Origin of the sequence: Nostoc sp. JL33 (genome assembly GCF_017114985.1) — a bacterium.
Classification (GTDB): Bacteria; Cyanobacteriota; Cyanobacteriia; order Cyanobacteriales; family Nostocaceae; genus Nostoc.
The window spans coordinates 47,378-71,141 of record NZ_JABXKP010000083.1; the positions used below are offsets into that span (position 1 = coordinate 47,378).

Consider the following 23,764-nt stretch of genomic DNA (forward strand, 5'->3'; position numbering starts at 1 on the left):
ATTGCCCTGGAATGAGCGTAATCCAAAGCGAGGGGATTATCTTTACTGATGATGATTTCGCTGACTTACGCGATCGCAGTGTGGGAAGAGAAATTGATTTATGAGCTTGAAATACTTACTTGATACCAATATTCTCTCAGAGCCAGCACGTCCTATTCCTAATGCTAATGTTTTGCACAAGCTAGATATTCATAAATCAGAAGTTGTTGTTCATGAACTTTTACATGGCTGTTTGCGATTGCCAGAATCTAAGCGGCGAGAGTCACTTTGGAATTATATTCATGAATCGATATTAAATTTACCAGTCCTTGATTACGATTTAAATGCGGCACAATGGCACGCCCAAGAAAGGGCTAGATTATCCAAGATTGGCAAAACTCCTGCTTTTGTAGATAGTCAAATTGCGAGTATTGCTTACTGTAATAATCTAATATTGGTAACTAATAATGTTCTGATTTCGAGTTTTTTAATAATTTAAGAGTTGAAAATTGGTTTGTTAATAGGACTGAATTTGTCTAAAGCGAGATAAAGATAAACATAACTTGTGAAAATTTTGTTATGGCGTTTCCTGATCAATAAATCTTTCAGCACCTCTCTTGATAGACAGAATTGGTATAACTTTCTCTATCCCTAACTCACTCCGATAGCTAAACTAAGCGATGTCTCAGGAAAAAACGTAAAGCGTCAACGCAGACAAAAAAATAGCACATCCTAAAGGATGGCTACTTGTAGAAATTGTCTAATCGTAATGTTTTTTGCGATTGAATACACGCTCAACTACCAACTTTAGAACGGAATATCATCTGGATCTGGTTCTTCCGCTTTCACTGCTGGATAAGTGGTTCGCTCATAATTTGTGGCTTGGGGTACGGGTTCGTAAGTTGTCGCTTGGGGAGTAACACCAACAGGATTTGTCGCTGGGGTAGGTGCTGGACGTGGTGAATCGTAACTGGGAACGTCTTTCTGTGGAGGACGGGATGCTGAAGATGGTTGTCGAGGAGACGTTTCAGTGAATGATGGAGTTACGGTTGCTGAGGGCAATGGATCAGTATTAAAACTACCTCCAACAGGTTGAATTTGTTGCACCGTCAATTCAGCGCGTTTTTCTTTAAAACCTTCTTGACGCTCAACAGTATTCATAGTTAAACGTCCTACCAAGATGACGCGATCGCCTTGGTGGTAGTTTTGCTGAATTTCTGTCGCTAAATTCCCCCAGCCGACAACTTTTAAGGTGGCTGGCGGATCTTCTGGTTTCTGGGAATTGGGAAACTGCACCAGCATTTCCGTGACTCCCAGATTATCGGCTGTATAGCGGAGTTGCGGTTCGTTAATAATTTCCGCCATCAAAACGCAGCTGTTCATTAAAATTACTCCTGACTGCAAAAAGTACTGATTCAAAAAGAGAAGGTTTTTCTATGTAGTGCCAATTAATATCTAGATAGGTTTAATCTTTTGCATTTTTTAATAATGTTTGAACAAATTTTCTACATCCGCTCTAGGTTTTTAGTCATTTCTAGCATAAAAGCCAAGCGATCGCTTTGAACAGCATTGAGTATGCCGCTCGCCACCCTCGCTTGACTAAATGAGCATTAAATTCTGCATTGAATAGTATAATTGTACCACCGATTCATCAAATAGAAAAAATTCTTGGCAAAAATTAAGACTTGATGTGAACTGGAAAAACACCCAAGGCGATCAACCTGGCTGGAAGGTCGCGCAAAATGGGTAAGCGCAAAAACGCAGGTGGTACAAAGGTGAGATTTGAGGTGAGAACCGTGGCCAATACCCGCTTTTGGATAAAAGTTTGAAACGCCTGAATGATGCGTGTGGGCAATTCGCGTTGACGCTGTACTTTTGCTAGGTCGCTAAGTTGTACTTGTCCGTTTTTGAGCGGTTTGCTGAGTAGATTCGCTGCGATGACAGCATCTTGAATCGCGTAATTAATGCCAACTCCACCAACAGGGGACATTATATGGGCTGCGTCACCAATGAGTAACAGTCCTGGACGATACCAGCGTTTGACGCGGCTGGACTCGACTGAGAGAAAGGCTATTTGTGACCAATCATCTAAATTTTGGATGCGTTGCTGGAATTCTGGCACTACTTCGACAAAAGATTTTTTTAATTCCTCCAAACCCTCAGCCCGCACTTGTTGATAGCCTCCCTTGGGGATGATATATGCAACTTGCCACTCATCACCACGGTCAAGCATGGCAATGATTTTACCTTTGCCAAAGCGCCCCATTCCCCCTTCAGGGTCTTCTGGCTGACGCGGTAAGCGGAACCAGAGGACATCCATTGGCGGCGAGGTTTCGATTGATTCAAACTCACCCAGATGGCGTAAACGTGAGTGGCGACCATCTGCACCCACTGTCACTATTGCCCGGATTTCATGCCAGCCACCGCCTCCTCGATAGCGAACACCTTGAATCACCCCATTTTCCGTAATTAATTCCTGTACATTCGCACCCATCACCAGATGGAAACTAGGATATTTTTGTGCTTCTTGGGTGATGAACTCCAGGAATTTTACCTGGGGAAGCATCGTAATGTAGGGGTAGTGGGTTTTCAGATGACTAAAATCTGCCAATGTGACAGTATCTTTAGGAGTTTTAAACCTAATTTGGCGCATCTTTGTATGGGGGAGTTCTAGCAAAGCTGCACTAAGTCCCAATTCCTCCATAATTTCCATCACCGATGGATGAATCGTATCTCCACGAAAATCGCGATCAAAATCTTTGTGCGCTTCCAGCAGCATCACAGAAATGCCTTGACGCGCTAATAACAGCGCCAATACTGCTCCTGCCGGCCCCCCACCCACAATGCAACAATCTGTGGTTTGTACGTCTACAATGTCATGAACAGGGTTAATAATTGGGTCTTGGGAAAGATTTTTAGGTACATCGGTAGTCATAACAACACCTCCTAATAGCCCTAAATTTCAGGATAGTTTGCTTTTTATGATGCGAGCTGTTTTTTTAACTTTTCGTATTTACAGAGAACGTGTATTATGATTGGCGCTAAACTGTCATTGGTCATTAGTCCAAATCCAATGACGCCAGTCGCCTCAAGTCGAGCCAGCCGCTTGCGTATTTTCCCCCCGTTGTGCGGGCTGGCGTGGGAAACCCGCTCTTACCGCCTGGCTCCCCAATGCCCAATCCCCAATGACAATAATTAATAGTTGTGTCCCAAGTTATTTTAGAAAACGTTTATAAAAGTTTTTCCTCGCGTAAAGGGGAAAGTGTTCCCTCACAAACCGAACTCCCACTCAAGTCTGGCGAGAAAACTGATGCAGCGCCAGAGCGTGCGGGAAGTGTCAATGTTTTGCGGCGGATTAACCTGACGATCGCAGATGGCGAATTTATGGTGCTGGTAGGCCCTTCTGGTTGTGGTAAAAGTACCCTGCTGCGGTTAATTGCCGGTTTGGAAGTGATGACTGGCGGTAATATCTGGATAGGCGATCGCTTGATCAATGACCTACCACCCAAAGAACGCGACATCGCAATGGTGTTTCAAAATTACGCCCTCTATCCCCACATGACGGTGTATGACAACATCGCCTTTGGGTTACGCCGCAGACAATCAGAGAATAGGGAAAATCAGCATTCCCCACTCCCCACTCCCCACTCCCCACTCCCCAATTGGACAGAAAATCTCTTCGTGGGGGCGACAAGAAAGTTACCTAAAGGACTGCGCTATATTTCTGACAAAGAACGGGCGGTGGATCAGCAGGTACGTAGTGTTGCCCAACTGTTGCAAATCGAAACATTGCTGAATCGCTTACCTAAACAGCTATCTGGGGGACAAAGACAACGGGTTGCATTGGGAAGAGCGATCGCGCGTGACCCCCAAGTGTTTTTAATGGATGAACCGCTTTCTAACTTAGATGCCAAACTGCGAGCGGAAACCCGCGCCCAAATTGTCAAATTGCAGCGCCAATTGGGGACAACGACAATTTACGTTACCCACGATCAAACAGAAGCGATGACAATGGGCGATCGCATTGCGATTATGTCTGAGGGTAAAATTCAGCAAGTTGCTTCTCCCCTAGAACTTTATAACCGCCCTGCCAATCTTTTTGTCGCAGAGTTCATTGGTTCACCACCGATGAATTTTATTCCTGTAGAATTTCATGCCCCGCAGTTGATTATCCATTCCCAGTTTCGTTTCACCCTCCCCGAAGTTTGGGGAAAAGCCCTACAAAAATATGATCGAAAAACTCTAATTTTAGGCATTCGCCCAGAACACTTTAACTTGAGTATGCCTGCGACCAAAAATCTACCAGTGCAAGTAGATTTGGTAGAGAATCTTGGCAACGATTCCTTTCTCGCTGTTAAAATTGCCCAACCGGGATCTCAAAGAGCCACTACAGCCAATTACCTACAAGTGCGAATACCACCAGACCGATTTGTACAAGTTGGTGAGGAACTATGGTTATCGCTAACTCCAGAGAAAATTCACTTTTTTGATCCGGAAACCGAGTTAGCGATATTTCCCTAATACTATCCGCGCCTAATTGGGAAATCCAAATTTTCATGCTCTTTTGAGAGTGGCTTAGGGCTCTCGTGTCGCCCACCCCACAAGAAGTAGTTGAGTATTTTTTTATTTAAAAGTCCCTTACAAGGGGAGGGAACTGGATTTCTTGTTTCCCCCCAATATATCGGGGGGATTAAGGGGGGTAATTTGACTTGTGCCCGCTTTTTAAGGGGGTTGGGGGATCTCAAATCACGGTAAATTGAGTGTTTTAGCTTAAGTAGAGCGGTGTGAATAATTCAAGGTTTGTAGTGAGGGCTTCAGCCATCATTTGAGGACTAAAGTCCTCACTACGAACTAATCTCAAGATTTTTTACATTACTTAATCTAGTTTGATTTATTCTCACCGACTTACTTAAGTTGACACTAAACCCTATTGGATTTTACTCAACTGATGATCGCACCCGACACCCCATTCATAGATCCATTTGTAGAAGAAAGCTTAACAGAATCAGCTACTAAAGAATTGGTGAGTTTGGAATTGCCTACTACGCTTTGCTTCTTCTTAGTATTACCTCGTCTAGCACCACCCGCCATCTCGTATTCTGGGCTGGTTTTACCGTAACGGCTGCCAACTCCTAGTAACATTTTTTCTGACATCGTTATTACAGCCTTTTCGGCGTTATTCACCTCATCTGTGAGTTTGTCAATGGTAGATAATGCAGTGTTATAGGCAGCAAGCTTAGACCGGAGATTGTTAATTGTCACGGTGTAAGCTTGTATAGTCAATCCTTGGCCAAAGTCAAGTTGTACGCTGATAGATTGTAAACTTTCAATCCGGCGATCGGCTCGTTCTAAAATGCTGGAATTTCTTTTACGACGTGCCATAATGCATCTTTGGTACTAGTTTGTTAGTACTGTTTTATACCAAAAAATTTCTGATTGTCATGGGAAAATCTAGCAAATCGGTTGCAATTACATTTCTCAAAGTTTAGTTAATTTCACTTAGACTATATTTTATTCCCGGTCATAAATAGATTCATAAGTTCATTACAACAATTGCTGCAATGATTTAAGCCTTTCTTATACATGGAAGAGCATTTGTTGCAAAGCATTAAACAATTGCGGCAACTGCTTATATATTTGCAAGAAAGACTTAAGCCTTTCTTATACATGGAAGAACATTTGTTGCAAAGTATTAAGCGTTTGGAGCAACGCCTTATACATTTGCAAGAAAAACTTAAGCCTTTCTTATATATGAAGTAATATTAGCTGCAAAGGTTTAAATTTTCACAGCCTCAAGCGTAAGAGCGTAGGCGTAGCCCATCGTAGACATCGCTTTTGCTTGTTGTCTGAAGATTATACCTCTTGCATAAATCAAAAATAAGAACCCCAAAGCTACGCTTTTTCTCTTACGAGACGTTACCGCCTTAAGCGTTGGCGCAGCCTCTCGTAGAGAAGCTATGCCGAAGGCGTACTCCTACGGAGAAGCAAGCTACGCGTTAGCGTCTCTGAAAAAGAAGCCTCTCGAACGCGAGTGCGTTTTTGTTCGCGCAGCGTCCCGAACGGAAGGACAAGAGAAGGCTTTACGCTTCATTTACAACACTAGGGTGGGGAAATCTCCAAATCTTTGCAAATCTTGATAGCTAGAATCTCAACAATCTCAGTATGTCTTGGAACTGCCGAGGTTCTGTTGTTTGATGGATTGTAAGGGACTTCCAACAAATAAATTATCCAATCTTGTGGGGTGGACATCTTGTCCGCCCTTGGCTATGGGCGGGCGAGACGCCCACCCCACAAGAAGTAGTTGAGTATTTTTTATTTGGAGTTCTCTAATAAATCGTATGCCTTCCACCCTCTCGAAGAAACAAACAGCCGTTCTTTTCCAAATGGCGAATCAATTCACGTCTTTTCACTATGATTTGACAGTAATCTGTTCACGGACGACATCTTTACCGGAAATTTGTTGCTCTGCGAGTTCCCGATTTGATATTAAAATTAACTCTATCGCTTCCCGTAGGCTTTCTCTAGCTTCTTCCAGAGTTCTCTCTTCGACATTTGCACCAGGTAACTCTTGAACGTAGCCGATATACCAGTCATCTAACTTTTGGTATACAGCAGTAAAAGAATTTTCCATAATTTTTATTAATCGTTAGTGTCTTAATTTGAAGTTTTAACGCATCTACTTTCTAAACTGTGACACCCTCCAACTCTTCATCCGTTAACTCATACAACTGGCGCAATTTATCTAACTTATCACCATCAGCTTCCCAGAAACCGCGTCCATGCGCTTCTAACATTCTGCCTAAAATATTGCGAAAAGCTTCAGGATTTGCTTTGCGTAATTTATCCGCCATCTCTGCATCTAACGCATAAGTGTCTGCGGCTTGATCGTAAACCCAATCATCGGTAAAATCGGCAGTACCACCCCAACCAATCAACGCCGTCATCCGTTGGGAAATTTCAAAAGCACCACCAGAACCTTGATTCGCCATTGCTTGCGCCCATTTGGGATTTAGCAACTTAGTGCGATACTCCATTCGCAGCAAATCATCTAAATTGCGGGGTGTAGTATCCTTCGAGAAACTTTCTACAAAGCTGGTTGTAACCTTCTTACCGCCTTGTTTTTCTGCTGCCCTTTTCAAACCGCCAGTATTGGCGTAATATTCTTGAATATCAGTTAAACCATATTCTACAGAATCGATTTCTTGAACAATGCGATCGCTAGTTTTTAACAACGTATTTAACACTTCCGGTCTAGCTTGACCTTTATCTTCTCTCCCGTAGCTGAATACATTGCGACTTTGCCAAGTATTGCCTAACTCCTCGCCAGATTCCCAGTTACCATCCACTACACTATCATTCACCAAAGAACCAAAATCACCCGCCGGATTAGAAAACAATCTCGCCGATGCATTTTCCACACCTTGGGCTTTCAAAGCTAAAGCGTGTCTTCTAATAAAATTTTGATCATCCGGTTCATCAGCATCAGCCGCCCGTTGAAATAAATCATCTAATAATTCGATGATATTTACAAAACTATCCCGGAAAATCCCAGATAAATTACCCAACACATCAATGCGGGGATGTCCAACCTCCGCCAACGGCTTCAACTCATAACGAACAACTCTACCAGTTCCTTCCTTAACAGGTTCAGCCCCCACCAACTCCAAAAGAATCCCCAAAGATTCACCCTTAGTTTTAATCGCATCCAATCCCCATAACATCACCGCCACCGTTTCTGGATATTTCCCATGTTCATCCAAATGCTGCGCGATAATTTTTTGACCAATTTCTCGTCCCCGTTCATAAGCAGCAGGTGAAGGCATCCGATAAGGATCTAAAGCATGAATATTTCTCCCAGTCGGCAAAACACCAGCCCCATCCCTTAACAAATCCCCCCCAGGCGCAGGCGGAATATATTCCCCATTCAACCCCCTTAACAAATTCGTTAACTCATCCGTAGATTGCATCAACAAATCCCTTATTACCCTTTCCTCCTCTACTCTCTCCTCTCTGTGTTCTCCGCGCCTCTGCGGTTCGTTTTCTTCCCCCCCAAAATAAGCCTCCAAATACGCCGCCAACTCCTCCTCATTCGGTGCTTCCCCCAAAGTATGCAACCCCGAAGAAAACAACCGATTCTCTAAAACCTGCAAATATCCATACAACTCCACCAAATAATCATCAAAAGCATGACCGCTAAACATTCGCACATTTTCAGGAGTAAACGCAATCCCCAACCTCTTCGCATCCTCAAACGGACAATCTGCATCCAACCCAGAGTCCACAATTTTTTTACAAATCCCTTCCTTCAAAACATAATTCTTTTGTGGATCTTCCCGATACTCCGAAATCAAATCACGCAACGCCACCAATTCCTTATACAAACCTGCCCGCCCATAAGGCGGTACATTATGAGAAATCAACACACCATAACCGCGACGTTTCGCCAACATCGACTCAGACGGATTATTCGCCGCATATATATATAGATTAGGCAAATTTCCTAACAGAATATCCGACCAAGAATAACCCGTATTACCCAACGGAGAACCAGGCAACCATTCCACCGTCCCATGCATTCCAAAATGAACTAAAGCATCAGCTTCAAACTCATTTTGCAGCCATTTATAATAAGCAGCATATTGTGGATGGGGCGTTAAATCCCGTTCAAACATTAAGCGCATCGGGTCGCCTTGTATACCCAAAGGTGGTTGTACACCTATCCAGACATTCCCTAATTGCACACCGCCAATCTGGAATTCGTCGCCATAGGTTTTAATTCCAGTTCCCGTGAGAGATTTCCATTGTTTTTCAATCCGGGAAGTTTGTAGATATCCCAGCCATTTTTCTAGAGTACGGACATTTACAGTACTTGTGGGGGAGCCACTGCGTTGGGCGGGTTCCCCGACTTGAAGCAAGTGGCGTTGGGCATCTTGCCCGCCATTATCTAGGGGCAGGCGAGACGACTGCCCCACAAGAGAATTAGCTTCATCTGCTTCTTTCACCCAGCGAATCAATTCTTCCCCATCTTCTGGTAAATCTCCCACGGTATAACCTTGTTCTTTGAGTGCGTGGAGAAACTTCAGGAGACTACGCGGCACATTTAATAATGCAGCTGTGCCCACAGCACCATAACCGGGAGGAAACCCATATAAAATGATCGCAATCTTGCGTTCCGAAGCAGGTTTTTGCCGCAAAGCCACCCAAGTTTTCACCCTCCCAATTAATCGCTGCACCCGTTCGGGAACCAGATAAATATTTTCGCCCACTAAACCACCAAGGGGAACGGTATCAATAGCACCATCTAATTCTGGTAACGCGTACAACACCACACTTTGCAAGCCGCCGACACCTTGGCGCGTCCACGAGGAAATATCTTGAATTAATAATGGTGCAGCAACAATATAAGGTACATTTTTCGCAGTGAGGATGCGCTTTGCAACTTCCACCTGACGCCCAGCTTCCATTGAACCAGCCGGGCCACCCACTAGAGGAAAGCCAATTGTCGAAACGATCGCATCCACTTTTACTGCTTCACTAGAAAGTGAGGGAGTCTCTATATTACCTAGTTGTCGTTGCTGAATTTCATAGTCGGTTGTCATCAAATCTCGTACCGCCACATGTCCTTCTACGCCGTTGATGAAAATCGGCAAAGGAGTTAACCCGGCTGATTCAAAACTGCGAATTAGTTGGGGAATGTAGGGTTGTTTGGTGATGACGTGTTTTCGGTAGAGGAGAATTCCAACAACTGGGGAGTCGCGATTAGGGGAGACGCGATGAATCGCGTCTCTACAATAGGTTTTATACCATTCCAGATACTCACGGGGCGATTCAAAAAACCCTTGATAGTCGGGGTGGAGTAATCCGATGTTGGGGGTTTCGATTAGTGGGGGAATGTCGCCGACTTTTAAATTTAAATATTTTTCTGCTAGTGTCCAGAATAATGAAGCGACGTTTTCTTGGCCGCCAGCATTCCAGTAACCATAGATAATTAACCAGTTGCGTAAGTCTTGGACTTTTTGCACTGGCACGTATTTCAGTAGCTTGGGGCCAATTTTTAAGAAGCTGATGTAACCAGCGAGTTTGTCTTCTTCTCGTCCGTTGCTAAATTTGTCCAGGATGAATTTAACTGGTTTGGGCATTCCTTTGGGGTTGTCGCCAATGGCAAAGTCACCCAACTTGGTTAAACTCATCAATTCCAAGGCTGACTCAAAGACTAGGCGAATGGGAATTTGGGCAATGCGATCGCGCAACCACACAACCTGGTCATAATCAAATAGTAGGCTACCGAAGAATACATCCGCCTCATGAAGTGCTGCTTCTACCTCGGTGCGTTTGGTGGTAATATCGCGATCGCTAAATACCCGAATATCCAACTCAGGACAGCGAGAGTTAGCCAAAAAAGCTGCTTTTCTATACAAGTCAGCGTTGAACGATTCAAACCCAGCAACCAAGACGATGCGTTTCATGCCTGTAAGCTACGAAATATTTCTTTACTTAAATTTTAAACTGGCTCACAGGCTGATTGTTAAATATCTACCCACAGATTCCGGTCAGTAATTGCTTGAGGTAGGGCGTAAATCCAGCTACCATCTCAATTAACCAGACAATTGCTTGAGCAACTTGTTAAAGGTAGGCAAACTTCCGCCTTGCGGTACTAGGTACATTTGTCAGCGTTATTATTTGAATAATGGAGGCAATTGCTGCATTTCAATTTATTGCAAAAATTAACCGATTATTCCCGATTTTGATAAATTATAATGGTTGTGGTTTGGGTGAAATATAGATTTGAATTAGGAGGTTTTATCAAATAGAATTTGCTGATCAGGTTCACACAAAAACTTATTTTGTTTACCAGCGTAGTAATGCTTAAAATAATGCGGACATTGCCTACAAGTACTTAAACAAAATTATTAACAAAGCTTTGTCTCTATAATTGAAATAGATTGGAACTAGTTTAAAAATAAGTAAGCCAAGGATGAAATCATGAAATTTGGAATTGATAGCGGGCACAATTGTCCACCAGATACAGGAGCCAACGGGATTAAATTTGAGGATAATTTAACTCTAGATGTAGGTAATAGAGTTATAGCCAAGTTAAGAGCTTTGGGAAACGAAGTCGTAGTATGTAGACCAAGTAGTGCTCGTACAGTAACTGAATCACTTTCAAAAAGGTGTTCTACAGCTAATGGGAGTAAAGTAGATATTTACGTCTCGATTCATTTTAACTGCTTTAACGGACAAGCTAACGGCACAGAAGTATATGCGACTAGCGATACGGGAAGAAAAATCGCTAAACCTGTACTAGATGAAATCGTCAAATTAGGATTTTTTAATCGCGGCGTTAAGAGTGGTTCCCACTTGTATGTTCTGAAAAATACAGATATGCCGGCGATTCTGGTAGAAAGTTGTTTTCTCGATTCGCAAAAAGATATGAATCTTTATAATCCAGAAGCAATGGCTAATGCGATCGTCAAAGGCTTAACTGGTAAAGTGCCAAGTGTTCCTATTAAACCCGTACCGGATGAAGAGGAGAATGTAGATACCACTATTCAAAGACTACAAAAATCCTTAAATCGACTCAAAATAACCGATAAAAATGGTAAGGCATTAGTGGAAGATGGCTTCACCGGGGGTAACACCAAATCTGCCGTAGAAAAATTTCAGACTATTGTCGGGGTTCAGCCGACTGGAATTGCTGATGATGCTACATGGAATGCCATAAATCTAATTTTGGCAAAACGAATTATCAGACCAAACCATGCTGGTGGTGCAGTTGTGAGATACTTGCAAGAGCGTGTAGGTATTGAGCCTGATGGCGTCTACGGGCCGCAAACAGAGGTTGCAATTAAGAACTTTCAAAAGCAAAATGGTTTAGGTGCTGATGGCATTGTCGGGCCTGCTAGCTGGCAGAAATTTATTGGTTAGGCTGATGACAGATTACTCATCTGGATAACTATAGCGATCGCAGATGTAAATTTCTGCATCTTATAGCTATTAGACATAGGCGTGAAATTAAATATGCGTTATCCAGAACCTTTGTAGAGACGTAGCAGTGCTACGTCTCTACATTTATTTTTTTCACTATAATAATTTGGAGTATTAAGCAGCTACCAAATTATTTAGCTGCAATTCACACTGTTTAAATACATAAGTTACAGCAGGGAATAATTTATGTAGCTCTTGAATGCTGTAATATGTGATGTTTCTCGTAAAAACTTCTGCTTCTAACTTGCCAAATTGCCATGTGACTCCATTAGAAACAATACCGAAGATCATTATTGACAATTCGCCCTTCAGTTTTTGAGCAGCAATCATTTCTGCTAAACACTGTGCCCAACCCGTTTCAAAATTATCCTGTTTTGCTTCTACTAAAATAAAGTATGGCTTGTCAAAGACAACTTTGCCTAAAGGAGAACGTTTAGCCAAAATATATTCAGGAAATCCTGATAGCTTTTCGTCATAATTTCGAGAATAATGACTCCACAAAATCAACTTGCTACTATATAATTTCCAAACTTGTTTTAATACTGGGAATATCAAGTTTTCACATATAGCAAACTCAGAACAGTCAACGGCTCCTTCTCGCATCGTAAATTCTAAATCTTCTCGAAAGTAGTCAGAGACATTAAACTCAGCTTCGCCGATGAAATTAGCTTCTGTATAGATAACCTGAAATTCTTTGATGACTTCAGCGATGGTTTTGTAACTACTGAAAGCCATATTGATCTCCTGAATAATTTTGTGTTGCTCGGCGATTCGATTATATGAATCTGCGGGTTATCAAGGTATTTGAACTTTGGACGCTATGTGGGAAATCCAGTGAGTGTTTGCTTTGAGAAAGGAATTTCTTGATCGGTTAATGTTTGATTCCCTTAAACCGTTCTTGCGCCGCCTGAAACGCTTCTTGCATCACCAACTGAATTTTCTGGGGATCGGGTTTCTTACCTCCCATTAAATCACCAAAGTAAACGCAGGCTCCTTCCCCTAGTGCCCAAGTATAGGCGGCTGCCCAAGAGGCTGCGATCGCACTGCCAAAACCTGGTATAAATTTAATTAACTCTCGTGCAATTGCCTGTGCTAAAAAACCACCTGCGATCGCACTCACAACGCCTCCCGCCTGAGATGGAGTAATTGTCTGCCCATATAATTTACCCAACAGACCCACCATTGATACTTGCAAGGCAGTTAGTACGGGCATTGTGGCAAATGGCAAAGGTACAGCCGCCAGGGTGGCAGACATAATCGCAAATGGCAAAATATAACGGCGTGCAGCATCTCGGTAAAGGTTGCTAATTTGGTTGCCAGCTTCTTGTTGATCCAATAGCTGATAAATCGCCTGGGCTTCTGCTTGTGGGAGTAGTTCTGCCAAGGAATCTCGCAGTGCTTCTAAGCCATAAAATACCGGAGTGTAGCCATCTTCTTCTAAGGTAAAGTCAATTAGTACAGAGTGGTTAGTTATTCCGACGAAAGCTTGTTGCATTGCCGCAAATGCGCGGTTGACTTCCTGATAGTCTGGCGGATAGGCGGGATGATCGACGGTATCGGGAGGATAAACTTCGTGCAAGCAGGTAACTACCAGCAGACAGGGAATGTTTGGATATTGCTGGCGCAACTGTTGAGCAATTTGTCGAAGCGTGTCAGTTGCAAAGTCATTGATTTTAACCGTCAGCAGCAGGATTCTCGCGGAATCAGTTTCCTGTTGTAAATCGCCAACTAACTCCTGAATAATTGCATTAGTATCTTTTTTAACATCACCTAATCCCACCGTATCAGTAAAAATCAGTAACGGCAGGTCATTAGAAGGATAGGCATAGCGCTGGGTGTGTTGCGTGTGGGGACGAAATCCCTGACCGACAATTTCGGCAGAAACTCCCGTCAATCCCCGCACAATAGAACTTTTTCCGGCTTGGGGTTTACCAATTAGCAGCGCTTCTGTGGTTGGCAGTTCGGCTCGGATTTTCTCCAAAATCTCTGCAACCTGAGTCTCGCTCACACTAAACCATTCAACAACCATCTGTGCCAGTTGTTCTACGGGTAGGACTTGCGTTAGACGTGTTGTTGCTTTGTTCCAGACACCACCAAGGCGATTTGTCCAGGAATTATTGACCGACTTGGTTATATCAGTCGGTTCACTCAATTGTTGAGAATCAGTTAACGGTGAGTCAGAATCACGTTGCTCAGTCATTTCCATCCAACCGGTAGATAGAATTCAAACTACATCCTGTCTATATTTATCGTACTGTCAAACTTGGTTCACCTGAAGTCTAATCTACTTATCCGGCATTGCTGAATTTGAGGATAAATTCTAGAAGCGCTGAGAATGTGCGAAACTGCGATCGCTTATGGATATCTCGCAGCAATGTGCTGATGCACCTAGAGGGATATTTGGGAATACACTGAGTTGATAGTCCCCACCGCAGAGGGGGATAGTGACTATCAATACCAGTAATCACCCGAACTGTGATACAAGGGATCTTAACCAGGTGGAATAGGGCGCGGTAGTCAGTCATTCCAGGGATCACTTGTACAGTGACAAATTAAATAGCGTTGAGACAAATTCGTGTCATCAAACCAAGCTTTATTCACTTTAGTAGGGCAAAAATTCGTGTTGATATAGCCTATAAGTTCCTTGTGCTGCTTCTGGGGTTAACGAAGCGAGAGTTCAAGCTTCATACCCTCGATGAGATTAATTTGGTACAGTGACAAATAAAAAGTCACTGTACACAAGTGATTTGAAATTTACTCAAGTCATCAGTTTTTTCTGCAATTTTCAGAAAAACGCCACCCTGAAATTGTATAAATAAATAACGGGAGCAACGCGAAAAAGTGAGATCGGGGTTTAATCCTCAGTTATATAGCTAAATTCTCAATAAAAACAGTTATTTCACTGCGATGCCTACGCACTATTAAACAGGTGATTTCTACCTCTAATTTTTAGCACCTCACTGTTAGAGCGTTGCTCCCATAAACAACTGAAAGTCAGCGTCGATGCAATAAAAGATTACAAAGTCATTGGCATTGCAAAAAATTATTAAATATATCAATGTAGGAGAAATTCAAGATGAAATATAAGTTAGAGATTTTCTTATTATTATTAAGCTTATTTGCTTCTGTAAGCACTTCTCTAAATGCAGCAGTTGCACAACAGATTAATGAGAATTATCAATCAATCACCGATATTGCTGAAAAAGAGGCAAACTTTACAAAAGCACCAAAACCGACAGATACAAGTAAAGAACTCCAAGCTTTTTTTAGAAGCCAATATGACTATTGGGATGCACGAGTTTTAGCTAATTATTGGGGACAGTCGCTAGAAGATGCTAAAGCTAGAATTGGCAGAAAAATTCTTTGGGGGAGAAAGGATGTTGCCATCCTAGAACAGTTTCTTTTAGATGCTAGAGTGAAAGCTCTCCAGTCAGTAGGAACAACCCCAAACTCTCTATATAATGAGTCGAAATATAAATACGATGATGCCGTATTACTAGCTAAATTTTGGGGTGATCCGTCACCTTGGGATGCCAAACTAAGGATTGAACGTAACCTAATTTTGGGAAATGACGAGATTATCGAGGAAGCATTGCAATATGCTCGTACCTCAAAATAGTAAGTTTAGACTAGCTTTTAGCAATCATTAAACAGTGATGTCCGAGTTGAATTGGAAAATTGGTTTTGAGATTGAGCTAATGGCACCGCGAGGACTTAGCAGACAGGATTTAGCAGAGGCGATCGCTCAAGAACATGATGGCTTTGTCCATCGCATCTTTTATCCTCAATCTGAACCAAGTCATGTTCCGGGAACTCCCTTGTTTCATAATCTCACCTTAGGGTTTGAGGTTATTGATAGCGAAGGGAATTTAATTGTTCGCTGTGTAGATGATCTCACCCTCCAAGACGACTTAGACAAAACTCAAAAACCGCAGCCAGAATGGTATCGAATTGTGAGTGATGATACCAGACTTTTACAACTGGTGATCTGTCAAGCTGACCCGAAAGCAGCTTCTGGGGAAGTACTTAAACCAATTGCCGATTTATTTGCGACTCAAGTGGAAATAGGGCCTGGTGGGATGATGCGTGTTGCCGATCATACAGGTAATCCGATTGCGATCGCTGCACTCTTACCAGGGGAACGAGAACGCCCCTGTGAACTAATTACGCCACCGATTGATAGCAATCATTTCCAGCGTTTGGAGCTTGTGCTCAACAAGGCTCGCTCATTGGGTTTCAAAATTCCCTGTGAAGGTGCGACCCACTTCCATTTCGATGCTGTCAACTTATGTTCACCAAGAGTCTTCACCAATTTAGTTAATATTTTGTGGACATACGGGGAAATTTTGAAAAAATTGGTGGGAACTAACCCTCATTGCAGGCGTTTGGGGGCTTGGGATGAAGAGTTATTGACACTAATTAATGAAACTGATTTTTGTGAGATGTCTTGGTCTGATGTCCAAATAGTCCTTGCCAAATTGCAGTTAACAAAATACTGTGACTTTAACCTCAAAAACTTAATTCATCAGATTCCTGACAAATTTACTTTTGAAGCTCGGATTTTTCCCTCTTGGCTGCATCCAGAACCGCTAATTGAATCAGCCGCATTGATGGAAGCAATTCTAAATTATGCAGTATCAGCGCCTAAGATATCGCCTACTGTACCCCTGGTATGGAAATTAGAATTTGTAGAGGATTTTCTCAAAATTCTGCCAATAGCGGCACATTTTCGCCAAGCTTGGTTGTCTCGTGCTGCCAGTGTGGCATAATTTTATGAAAAATTAGGGCGTTACTGAATCAAGATGTACAGCGACAAATTAAATGGCGTTGAGACAAATTCGTGTCATCAAACCAAGCTTTATTCACTTTAGTAGGGCAACAATTCGTGTTGATATAGCCTATAAGTTCCCTGTGCTGCTTCTGGGGTTAACGAAGCGAGAGTTGAAGCTTCATAGCCTCGATGACATTAATTTGGCACAGCGACAAATAAAAAGTCACTGTACATCACTCTATAAGCTCGCCCATATTAAAATCTATTCTTATCCAACCTTTGAGTCTTCTTAAATTGTCGAGAATGAGTAAGGGAATCTGCCAGTGATGTACCATCAGGAAGGGTAAGGGATCACTCACCTCAAAAATTGCTTCTTTCCCCCGCCTGATATTTCTTACCCAGGTTTGCAGTTGCTTAAACGATCTAATCTCATTCAGCCGCCAAACTTCGTGGTACAGCCAATAGGTTGGCTTACTATCAGCAAGAGGCTGCAAAGATTCAGCCAGAGGCTCTTTACCAAGATAGGCATCCGCTACTCCTGGATGATTGTAAAACATAGTAATGGCGGAGTGAGTCCGGGGGTTACACTCGATCGCGTAAACAGTTCCGTCTTCTGCTTCGATGAAGTCAAAGGAAAGTTGCCCGGTTTTTCCCAGTTCTTTGGTGAAATGACTCGCCCATTGCATAATTTCTAGCTGATCAACGTTTTCGTAGTTGACTTGAAAGGCGGATGACTCACAGCAGCAGTACATTCTTGACTCTCCATCTCGCGCGGTAGTGTGAGTGCAGTATTCCTTTCCAGGGATGAATTCCTGCATAATCCAGGGGTTCTCCTCACTGATGGGCAGACTCTTGACAAATTCTGCTGTTTGTGATCGTGTATCGCAAGGTAGCTTGGTGAGATTCAAGCGACGCACTTGATCGTAGGGGATGCTTTTAAGAATGTATTTGCGCTTCTCCTGAGAAAAGTCGAAGTTGAGGACTTGTTCGGGATCGGTAATTTTGAAGGATTTGGGGACAGATAAACCGAACGATCGCGCTGTTTCGGAAAAGGCAAACTTGTCATCCAGGATCTTCGTGACATCAGCATCGAAGTGGAAAAATTCACAAAAGTCTGGTAATGGTGGCTTGCCTTGATCGTAGTGGATGACGGAAAAAATCGCTACCGGGATAAAAAAGTCGATCTTTTCTGTTTTGGCGATCGCGTGTAGGGTTTGAATGTAGCCTTCTAAGTCTTTGCTGGGATCGGGAACGGTATAAAAGCCGGCAACAGAGTTGGAATATTTATTACCACTTAACCAGTATTTCTCAATATCAATTATAATCACACGATGCCCAGCAGCATGAAATGAACGCGCTAGCTGAAGGGTTTTAGTCATTCTAGCGCCAGCAATTAAGATATTTTTGGAATTCGGGTTAACAACAATTGGCTTACTGAATGGTTGCTTAAGAAAGCTCCAGAGTAGCGAAGTTAAGACGACGATGCAGTTTAAGGGAAATGCGATCGTTAGTAATACAAGAGTGCCCAAGTTTTGGAACACTACAAAAATATGCTTTTTCATAGTTATAATTGTGACATCAAAGATTGTATCCTTTCCTCGTCAAATATTTTCAAACAATTGCAACTGCTTTAACGAGCTAATTTTATTAAGTCCCTATTAGTATTCAAGCCAATAACTAGTATGCTACGGCGGAAATAGGGCAACCATTTAAAATCCCTAAAAAGCCTATTTCATAATACTTTTGACTTTTGACTTTTGATTTTTGACTTCCGCCTTGCGGTAGTAGGCTTACTATCACTTAGGAGTTGCAGAGGTAGAGGTTTTATATTTTACGTCTTCTCCAAACTGTATGAGTTTGCCGATGTTGAAATCAATCCTCACCCAACTTCGTAAGGAGCGCAAACTATCGAGTAATAGCAAAGGAATGTGCCAATGATGTACCATTAAGAACGGTAGTGGGTCGTTAACTTCAAATATTGCATCTTTTCCTCGCCAAATATTTTTAAACCATTTTTGTAACTGCTTTAACGATCTAATTTCATTAAGTCTCCAAAGTTCGTGATAAAGCCAATAAGTAGGCTTACTATCACTCAGGGGTTGCAGAGGTTCAGCCGGAGGCTCTTTACTAAGATAGGCATCCGCTAAACCAGGATGGTTGTAATACATTGTAATTGCAGAGTGAGCGCGAGCGTTGCACTCGATCGCATAAATCGTCCCATCTTCTGCCTGAATGAAGTCAAAACAGAGTTGTCCAGTCAGTTGTAGTTCTTTGACAAAATGACTCACCCACTCCTTAATTTGTGGGTGTTCAAAGTTTTCGTAATTGACTTGAAAAGCAGATGATTCACAGCAGCAATGTACCGTTAATTCACCATTTCTCACTGTATCGTGAGTACAATATTCTATTCCGGGAATAAACTCTTGCAATATCCAAGGGTTATCTTCACTAATTGGCTTACTTTTGACATAAAGCGCCATTTTTTCAGGAGAATCCATTGGTAGCTTAGTCAAATCTAAGCGTAAAACAGAGTCATAGACAATACTTTTAAGAATGTACTTGCGCTTTTCGTTGGAAAAGTCAAATTTAAGAACTTGTTCGGAATCTGTAATTAGGAAGGTTTTCGGGACAGATAGCGAGAGTGAGCGTGCAATTTCAGCAAAGGTAAACTTGTTATCCAGCATCTTCATTGTATCAGCATCGAAGTGGAAATTCTCACAATAGCCTGATAACACTGGTTTGCGATCGCAGTCAAAGTAGCTGGCAGCGAAAATGCCTACTGGAACAAAAAAGTCGATGTTTTCTTTTTTGGCGATCGCACGCACGGCTTGAGTATATGCTTCTAAATCTTCTTGCGAGTCAGGAACTGTGTAAAAGCCATCCACAGCGTTGGAAAATCGATAACCACTGAACCAGTATTTATCGAGATCAAATAAAATGACTCGATGCCCAGCAGCGTGAAATGATCGCGCCAGCTGAAGGGTTTTGGTCATTCTACCACCACCGATCAAGATATTTTTAGGATTCTCGTTCAAAACCACAAGATTAGCATTCGGGCGGCTGAAAAAATTCCACAGCAGCGATGCAAGTACGACGGTGCAGTTAAAGGGAAATGCGATCGCTAGTAATGCAAGAGTGCCCAAGTTTTGGAACACTGCAAAAATCTGCTTTCTCATAGTTGTAATTGTCACATGATAGTGGAACCTGTGGCTGGTGATTTGCCGGACATCATATCATCCCCAACGCTTCATTGATTGCCGTCATAAATAACTCATCTAAAGGAATTCCTATTGCGTTCGCCGTACAGGCAATCACCGCTTTCTGGTCAAAAATACAAAATAACCCGGCTTCTAAGAACCAAGGTTGTCCCTGTGGGTCGATCCGGAAGTCAAATAAACTATAATGGCGACAGCCCAAAGCCAAATGACACTTCTTAACTTCTTGCTGAACCTTTTGGGTGATCGGGTCATTAATATCTACAATCCAACCTGGGACATAATTTTTAGCAGTTGAATCCAAGTCGCCCTCGATTGGTATTTTGAATTTGTCAGTATAGCTGCGGATCGGTCTTACTTGGGGGTCTATCTGATACTCTTCAAGGGGTAAACCGATTAGCTCCCCATCTTTGACAATGGCGCCGCATCTGACTTCTCGACCGGCTTCAATGAATGTTTCTACGATCACCTCCGAATCAAATTGAAATGCTTTCTTCAAGGCAGCGTCATATTCACTAGCCTCTTTAACTAAGGACACTCCTAAAGAGTTGTCAGCATTTGCGGGTTTGATCACTACTGGAGGTGTAATTGTCGGCACATCTCCTTGGCGGAGCAGTTCTCCAAAAGGCACTTTCACCCCTGCTGCTGCGACAATTGCTTTGGTTCTGGCTTTGTGAGCCGTTATTGCCATGACATCGGGAGTATTGCCTATGTAAGGGATCTTAAGCAGGTCGAATAGTGCCCGGTAGTGAGTCATTCCAGGGATACAAAACATTTGTGGCAACATCAGGTCAATGTTTTGCGCTGTTATAAACTCTATGGCATCTAATAGAGTCATCGGTTTGGCGACAACAATATCTTCAGGACTGAGAGAGGAAGGAAATCGCCATTGGCGATCAGGTGTGATGTATGCAATCAGAAAGTCATAGAGCGATGGATTTGCCGTAGCTACCAGACAGCTTTGGGCGTAATTGCGTGACAACTCACAGTAAAAATCATTGTATGGAGACCCAACTAAATGAAGGATACGAAGTATTGGCATGATTAATTTTCCTAATTAATGTTATGGTTAAATTTAAACGGCGAACGGAGTCGTAAGAAATACTTTTTAGAATATATTTGCGGGTTTCTTGATTAAAATCGAAATTGATAACTTCTTGAGGCTCTTTGATTTTAAAAGACTTGGGGACAGATAAACTCAGGCACAGATAACTTGCATAATTAGGGCGGGCAAGATGCCCACCCCACAAGAGTTAGGTTTAATTGGGTTATGCAATTTAGATGTTTTTCAGCTTAAACTGAAGCACAGATAAAGAAATTAACTCATCCCACGGCGATGAAAACGAGCAAAGCAATGTTTTCATCGCCGTGGGGAAATCGAAGTCATTAGTCATTAGTACCAATGACTAAGGACTAATGACTAATGACTAATGACTATCTCTCGATTAGACAACGCGTCTAATCAAAGTCACACCATCTCGTATGGGTAAGAGAACTTGCTCTACACGAGGATCGGCGGCGACAACACGGTTGAACTGAGCGATCGCTTCACCGTTGGCGGTGCGTTGTTCTGGTGGTAGATAAACTTGTCCCTGCAACAAAGTATTATCCACGCAGATTAACCCGTCAAGTGTCAGTAAGTTACTATCCAAGATGGTCTGGAAGTACTCTACATACTCTTTTTTATCCGCATCGATGAAGATAAAATCAAATATTTCTTTTCTCGCAGCCAGCTTATGGAGTGTCTCTAGGGCAGGTGCTACTTCCACAACGATTTTTTCGCCGTGGGGAGATTCACGAAAGCAACGAAAAGCAAATTCAGCGACATAGGGATCTACTTCGCAACCTATAAGTTGCCCATCACTTGGTAATGCTTCTGCCATTGCCAAGGCTGAATACCCTGTGAACATTCCCACTTCTAGAATCCGCTTTGCCTTAGTCATGTGAACAAACATTTTCAATGTCTGTCCTTCAAGATGTCCTGAGAGCATCTCCTGTTCTAGCTGGCGCACTGTTTCACCATCGCTGAAGCGTTTGCTCCAGTCTTCAATGCTAGTTTTTTGCGCCAATGCTGTTAATGCGCTCGATTCCGGGGTGGTGTAATCATCCAAGTAGGGATCTAAACCGGCTGCTAATTCAACTCCCTGGCGCAGAGAATCTAATATCTCTACGGGAATGTTACTCTCTTGTGCTAATTTGAGGGTTTGCTGTAGCTGGGCTACTAAGATGCTATGTGGCGTTATCGGCCTAGCAGTTTCTCGTCCTAAAACACTGGTCATGTTTTTAGACCCCCAAAAGCTTGGCTTCTTGACTTTCAACGTAGGCGTCAATCCCTTCCCCACGACGAGGGTATTTAGCACAAAGACGTTTGTGTTCAGCTAAGGCAGCATCAAGTTCTTCACGAGTCAAATCATTGGCAAAGAAGCACTCACCAATCGGACGAGGCATAGCTGCGCGTTGTTTACCATCTCGTGTCAAGCTTATAGACTGGGTGGCATACCAGAGCAAATCCCCATCCAATAGAGGATGATCGAGTGATAAACCGATACGACTCATCAAGTCTAGGATGCGATCGCGCTCCTCTGTTGGAATATAGCCCCGTTGTGCTGCGATCGTTGCAGACAAAGCCATATCTATATTGACCGCGTGACCATGATATAGGGGTATCTGAGGTGCTAATTCTAGGGTAGGACTCCAAGTGTGACCGTAAGCAATGACGCGATCGAGGTCTATTTCATGCAAGTTAGGAGTTTCTAACTCCAACATGGTTTTGATTGCCTCATAGTTGACTTTATGGGCAATCTCTTTAATTTCCGGTGTAGCATTCACATGTCCAAAGTGAGTGGAAAGCAGTTCTTCGCCATATTCGTATAGCAGTTCAAAGACTTCAGAGTTAGAAACTACCGCAATTTTCACCAACTCTGCCATCCCATTACGAACTTGAGCCGTTGGCAAGGTTTTCAAAAATGAGAAATCTAGGATCACTTTTAAAGGTGCATGATATGCTCCCAAGCGATTTTTTTCCTTACGATGATTAACTGCGACCTTAATCGCTACACCTGCATCGATTAAACCAATCAACGTGGTAGGAATGCGAATGTAGTTACTCTTGCGACGGTAAGAAGCGCAAGCAAACCCAGCCACATCAGTAATTAGACCACCACCGACGACTAAGACTGGTTCCTTACGAACTAAGCCAAAGTCCGAAAAAGCGTCAATAATTTTTTCAAACGTTGCAAGAGTTTTAGCTGTCTCTGTAATGATGATCGGAAATACTGTGAGTTCAATGTCATAGTGTCTAAAATATGACTTGATTTGATCGCCATAAAGTTCATGGACATTGGCATCAATCACAGTCAGACAGCGACCAAATTTCGCATAGCTATCTGCTATTTCTCTGTTTTTAATATCAAATGCACCGTTCACATAGACGAGACTAAAATCGATTTTTTCGTAACCTTGGACGTTAAACGCAGTTTCCGTAGCTTCAAACGATGCTTGAACTTTATTCATGTCTATTGACCTTTTTTGCAACTAAAAAACAGTGAGATTTCGGTAATAACTCCGATTTACCCTCATGTATGTCAGCAGGAAATAATGCTCTTTATCCTTTGAGATTAAAGTCGCCACAAAATAAGCTTTCAATAAAAAAAGCTTACTTTTATTATTGACTGCCAATGTTATTAAACAACACCATTCATTTGAGTAAATTCTGTATGTGGGTTAACCTATCATTCAGGATAACCTCTAAGCTAGTCAACTAATCCTACTAGCAATATCTTGCCATAACGCTTGCACTATTTTTTCGGGATTG

17 protein-coding genes and 2 pseudogenes are annotated in these 23,764 nt (G+C 42.5%); 5 read left to right on the forward strand and 14 right to left on the reverse strand.

Translation table 11 applies throughout. The annotated features are described in order from the left end of the window. Window positions 1-100: 100 nt before the first annotated feature. A pseudogene (locus tag HWQ23_RS25070) lies at window positions 101-519 on the forward strand (PIN domain-containing protein). Between the two features lie 267 nt (window positions 520-786). Here HWQ23_RS25070 and HWQ23_RS25075 read toward each other — a convergent pair. Both HWQ23_RS25075 and HWQ23_RS25080 read right to left on the reverse strand, forming a co-directional pair. Then, a complete protein-coding gene (locus HWQ23_RS25075) occupies window positions 787-1,362 on the reverse strand; it encodes a single-stranded DNA-binding protein (protein ID WP_292834338.1) in 576 nt (191 codons plus the stop codon). A gap of 295 nt (window positions 1,363-1,657) precedes the next feature. Next, window positions 1,658-2,914 carry an FAD-dependent oxidoreductase gene (locus HWQ23_RS25080; protein ID WP_292834341.1) on the reverse strand — a complete coding sequence of 419 codons (1,257 nt, stop codon included), beginning with the start codon at window positions 2,912-2,914 and terminating at the stop codon, window positions 1,658-1,660. Window positions 2,915-3,183: 269 nt separating this feature from the next. On the opposite strand from HWQ23_RS25080, the gene HWQ23_RS25085 reads away from it, so the two are divergent. Beyond that, complete coding sequence (locus HWQ23_RS25085; RefSeq protein ID WP_292834344.1) at window positions 3,184-4,500, forward strand: ABC transporter ATP-binding protein; 1,317 nt, start codon at window positions 3,184-3,186, stop codon at window positions 4,498-4,500. Between the two features lie 420 nt (window positions 4,501-4,920). On the opposite strand, the gene HWQ23_RS25090 is transcribed toward HWQ23_RS25085, so the two are convergent. From HWQ23_RS25090 to bchH, 3 genes are all read right to left on the reverse strand, one after another. Then, window positions 4,921-5,361, reverse strand: coding sequence for a hypothetical protein (locus tag HWQ23_RS25090; RefSeq protein ID WP_292834347.1), 441 nt, complete (start codon window positions 5,359-5,361; stop codon window positions 4,921-4,923). A 1,027-nt stretch (window positions 5,362-6,388) separates the two neighbouring features. Further along, window positions 6,389-6,610, reverse strand: coding sequence for a type II toxin-antitoxin system HicB family antitoxin (locus HWQ23_RS25095; RefSeq protein ID WP_292834350.1), 222 nt, complete (start codon window positions 6,608-6,610; stop codon window positions 6,389-6,391). A 52-nt stretch (window positions 6,611-6,662) separates the two neighbouring features. Continuing rightward, a complete protein-coding gene (gene bchH, locus HWQ23_RS25100; RefSeq protein WP_292834353.1) occupies window positions 6,663-10,445 on the reverse strand; it encodes a magnesium chelatase subunit H in 3,783 nt (1,260 codons plus the stop codon). A gap of 517 nt (window positions 10,446-10,962) precedes the next feature. On the opposite strand from bchH, the gene HWQ23_RS25105 reads away from it, so the two are divergent. Further along, a complete protein-coding gene (locus HWQ23_RS25105) occupies window positions 10,963-11,904 on the forward strand; it encodes an N-acetylmuramoyl-L-alanine amidase (protein ID WP_292834356.1) in 942 nt (313 codons plus the stop codon). Window positions 11,905-12,078: 174 nt separating this feature from the next. Here the strand turns inward: HWQ23_RS25105 and HWQ23_RS25110 are convergent, their stop codons facing one another. From HWQ23_RS25110 to HWQ23_RS25120, 3 genes are all read right to left on the reverse strand, one after another. Next, window positions 12,079-12,699, reverse strand: a complete 621-nt coding sequence (locus tag HWQ23_RS25110) for a hypothetical protein (RefSeq protein ID WP_292834359.1) — start codon at window positions 12,697-12,699, stop codon at window positions 12,079-12,081. A gap of 136 nt (window positions 12,700-12,835) precedes the next feature. Beyond that, complete coding sequence (locus HWQ23_RS25115; RefSeq protein WP_292834362.1) at window positions 12,836-14,164, reverse strand: GTPase family protein; 1,329 nt, start codon at window positions 14,162-14,164, stop codon at window positions 12,836-12,838. Window positions 14,165-14,252: 88 nt separating this feature from the next. Then, complete coding sequence (locus tag HWQ23_RS25120; protein ID WP_292834365.1) at window positions 14,253-14,489, reverse strand: hypothetical protein; 237 nt, start codon at window positions 14,487-14,489, stop codon at window positions 14,253-14,255. Between the two features lie 551 nt (window positions 14,490-15,040). Here HWQ23_RS25120 and HWQ23_RS25125 point away from each other — a divergent pair. Beyond that, a complete protein-coding gene (locus HWQ23_RS25125) occupies window positions 15,041-15,583 on the forward strand; it encodes a hypothetical protein (protein ID WP_292834368.1) in 543 nt (180 codons plus the stop codon). Window positions 15,584-15,620: 37 nt separating this feature from the next. Beyond that, window positions 15,621-16,733, forward strand: a complete 1,113-nt coding sequence (locus tag HWQ23_RS25130; protein WP_292834370.1) for an amidoligase family protein — start codon at window positions 15,621-15,623, stop codon at window positions 16,731-16,733. Window positions 16,734-16,968: 235 nt separating this feature from the next. On the opposite strand, the gene HWQ23_RS25135 is transcribed toward HWQ23_RS25130, so the two are convergent. The 6 genes and pseudogenes from HWQ23_RS25135 to HWQ23_RS25160 all read right to left on the reverse strand — a co-directional run bounded on the left by HWQ23_RS25135 (window position 16,969) and on the right by HWQ23_RS25160 (window position 23,463). Further along, window positions 16,969-18,297 carry an ATP-grasp domain-containing protein gene (locus HWQ23_RS25135; protein WP_292834373.1) on the reverse strand — a complete coding sequence of 443 codons (1,329 nt, stop codon included), beginning with the start codon at window positions 18,295-18,297 and terminating at the stop codon, window positions 16,969-16,971. A 234-nt stretch (window positions 18,298-18,531) separates the two neighbouring features. After that, the gene (locus HWQ23_RS25140) at window positions 18,532-19,911 is read right to left on the reverse strand and encodes an ATP-grasp domain-containing protein (RefSeq protein WP_292834376.1); all 1,380 of its coding nucleotides are present in this window, start codon (window positions 19,909-19,911) and stop codon (window positions 18,532-18,534) included. 52 nt (window positions 19,912-19,963) lie between these two features. Then, window positions 19,964-20,992 carry a D-alanine--D-alanine ligase family protein gene (locus HWQ23_RS25145; RefSeq protein WP_292834379.1) on the reverse strand — a complete coding sequence of 343 codons (1,029 nt, stop codon included), beginning with the start codon at window positions 20,990-20,992 and terminating at the stop codon, window positions 19,964-19,966. 25 nt (window positions 20,993-21,017) lie between these two features. Continuing rightward, window positions 21,018-21,152 (reverse strand): annotated as a pseudogene (locus tag HWQ23_RS25150) (ATP-grasp enzyme); the annotation flags it as partial. Window positions 21,153-21,395: 243 nt separating this feature from the next. After that, a complete protein-coding gene (locus tag HWQ23_RS25155; protein ID WP_292834382.1) occupies window positions 21,396-22,229 on the reverse strand; it encodes an O-methyltransferase in 834 nt (277 codons plus the stop codon). 4 nt (window positions 22,230-22,233) lie between these two features. Then, on the reverse strand, window positions 22,234-23,463 hold the full coding sequence (locus HWQ23_RS25160) for a sedoheptulose 7-phosphate cyclase (protein WP_292834385.1): 1,230 nt from the start codon (window positions 23,461-23,463) through the stop codon (window positions 22,234-22,236). Between the last annotated feature and the right edge of the window lie 301 nt (window positions 23,464-23,764).